We start from the raw sequence: 2,304 nt of genomic DNA, 5'->3' as shown, positions 1-2,304 counted from the left end.
CAACCGGACTTCGACCCTGAGCATGTGCCCACCGCAGCAAGATCGACAGTGCAGGCATGAATTCAGGAATCGCAACACACCGATAATTCTCCAGAGAACCGATTGCCCGGGTGATCAAACAGTGATGGCAAGACGGTCAGACCGTGGTTGGCAGAAGCCTGATATGCAACACGAGCACAAGGCTCGCGGCGTTGATGAGGCGTCAACCAGCGGATGCATCAGGGACGGCAGGCATGAGCCTGACATCGAGTCCGGACATGGCTGCAATCTCGACCTCCTGCACATTACTGGTTACATCGCTTGACAAGCCGGGGGCGTCCATGCATGTTGCATAAATCCGGCTGTTGCGCGTCGGACTGACGTTTACGCGCGACAGACGAGACGGTACCGCTGTTAACTTCATGTCGGACTGCGTAGATTCTCGCCTTTGGGCGGAAAGATGCGTAAGGACAAAGGCGAGACGAGTGAGCCGAAGGGCGTGTACCGCATCAGGAACCGGGCGCAATACAACGCGGGGCTGATCGGGCGAGGGAATGTGACGATGTGGATCGACGGGCGTGAACTGGCGAACCCGGCGGCATGCGCGGCGCGCAAGCACGGTCGACCATGCATTTATGCAGACGCCGTGATCCGGATGCTGCCCGGCCTCAAGCAGGTTTTCCGCTTGCCGCTGCGGGCGCCTCAGGATTTTGCACAGTCAGCGAGACCTCGCCTTCTGCGGTCTGCCGGTGCCCAGCTACACGACGCTGAGTCGCCGCTCCCGGAATCTGGAAGTGATTCTGCGTGCGCCACGCAGCGGTGAGCCTGTGCATCTGGTCGTCGACAGCACGGGCCTCAAGCTGTACGGTGAGGGCGAATGGAAGGTGCGCAGGCACGGTTATTCGAAGCGCCGTACCTGGCGCAAGGTACATACGAACTCGTGCCTTGAGATAACTTAGAAACTTATCTTAAGGACACGGATTTCATGCAGGCCGTCCCTGATCCGGATGCGCTAAATGCGAGCCCGAATGCGAAAAGGGACTGAGTAGTTGTACTTGAGCGCGCAGGGGGAGCGGGATAAGATCCACGCCCTTGGCATGGGGCGCAGGGCGATGCGGGACGCTTCCAGGTTCATGGCAGGCGCAACAGTGCCGTTTCCCAGCGTCGTCATGCGGGGCTGCCCGTCAATGACGGTGTGAGCGCCGCTGATGGCAGCGTCGGCCTGCCGGGCTTCGAAGCCGGGGCGCGCGTCGCTCCCTCACGGCGCCTGTGTGGCGAAATTCCTCTTCAGATCATCACGGGACAGGTATGACTGGCAGCGTTACTCAGGCTTTGGTGCGGCAATACCCTCCATCCGGATCACTGGCCAGCGATTCCGCCGGGCCCGCGATGAGGCAGGTGAATGATAAAAAAAACATCCCCGACACCCGGATCGAAGCGCTTGGCCGGCTTGCCCGCAACGGTCCTGGCCGGCCTGCTGTATCTGGTTCGCCCCGACATGCCGCTGACCCGGAGCTGGAAAGAAGCATCAGGGAAGCCATCGGATGGTATGGAGCCTTCTTTCCGGACGCCGGGCGGATACCCGCCGGGACACGCAGCGCCAATGGCGCCGGCATAAAGGCCGGGGCCGGTACCGGAGCGCGGCAGGTGCGCAGTGCGACGGGCTCGCCTGCAGTGATGCCAGCCACCAGCCTGCACGGGGCGTGGCCGGATCTGGCGCGGACACCTTCACGGATTGATACGCCGACATCGGCACTGCTTGCGGTGCTGAACCTGCATGGAGTGGACATCACGCGGCGTGAGCATATCTTCACGGTGCTTGATACCAATGCGCACATCACGCCCGCGTTTCTTGCCGGGCTGATCGGGCCGGAACTGCTCGACGAGGCCTCGTCGCTTCATGCGAACAGTCATGGCGTGAACAGCTCACGCCGGGCCAGCATCCAGCGACATCAGGACTTCGCTGCGGCGCTGGGTAAGGACCGCCTGCAGCAGCGCCTGTTTCTGCCGGGCAATCCTGGGTCCGACGAGCATGCCAGCGGTATCTATTTTGACGGCAATGCGCTGGTCAATGCGGTGGGCAGGAGCGTGGACGATCTGGCCGGTGATCCATCCCTGATGCGTCTGCCTGATTTCGCGGGTCTGACGCAAGCGGCGCGCCGCAGGATGGTGGTCGACTGGCTGGATGCACACGGCCAGGATACCCAGTACCCGTTCGGCACGTTTGAACACTCGATGGCGTCCGTGCTGAAGACGGCGGCGCTGTCCCGGGGAGAAGCGGCACCGCAGCCGTATGCGTCCCGCGAAGCACTGGGAGCGGCGTTC

At 62.3% G+C, this 2,304-nt stretch carries 1 protein-coding gene and 1 pseudogene; both read left to right on the top strand.

Features of this window, described 5'->3' with window-relative positions:
* Positions 1 to 439: 439 nt before the first annotated feature.
* Positions 440 to 911 (top strand): annotated as a pseudogene (locus HV796_RS41745) (transposase); the annotation flags it as partial.
* Positions 912 to 1,377: 466 nt separating this feature from the next.
* A partial coding sequence (locus tag HV796_RS41735) for a hypothetical protein (protein WP_175233479.1) occupies positions 1,378 to 2,304 on the top strand: 927 nt, incomplete at its 3' end.

It is taken from the genome of Paraburkholderia humisilvae, from assembly GCF_902859855.1.
Taxonomy (GTDB): Bacteria; Pseudomonadota; Gammaproteobacteria; order Burkholderiales; family Burkholderiaceae; genus Paraburkholderia; species Paraburkholderia humisilvae.
The sequence above is the reverse complement of the archived record's forward strand: the minus strand, read 5'-3'. Positions and strand labels throughout refer to the sequence as shown.